The sequence below is a fragment of the Paenibacillus sp. EKM301P genome, assembly GCF_011800295.1.
GTDB lineage: Bacteria > Bacillota > Bacilli > Paenibacillales > Paenibacillaceae > Paenibacillus > Paenibacillus polymyxa.
This window is the reverse complement of sequence record NZ_JAALFM010000142.1, coordinates 1-254: the sequence shown is the minus strand read 5'-3', so window position 1 is coordinate 254 and position 254 is coordinate 1. Positions and strand designations below refer to the sequence as shown.

General features: G+C 57.1%; 1 protein-coding gene. It reads left to right on the top strand.

Annotation, left to right across the window (positions count from 1 at the left end; genetic code table 11):
• A partial coding sequence (locus HFD99_RS25260; protein ID WP_167441101.1) for an AMP-binding protein occupies positions 1-254 on the top strand: 254 nt, incomplete at both ends.

Here is a 254-nt window from a genome sequence, read left to right as displayed (position 1 = left end):
ACGCTGCGCCATGTCTTTGCCAGTGGTGAAGCGTTGCCGCCACAGCATGTGGCCCGGTTCCAGCGGCTCGTATCGAGTCTGGCCGGAGCGAAGCTGGTCAACCTGTATGGACCAACCGAAGCGACGGTGGACGTGTCGTACTTCGATTGCGAGCCGGATGAGGAATATGCAGCGATTCCGATCGGAAAACCGATTCAAAATATCCGTCTGTACATCGTGAAGGAAGGCACGGAGCAATTGCAGCCGATTGGGGT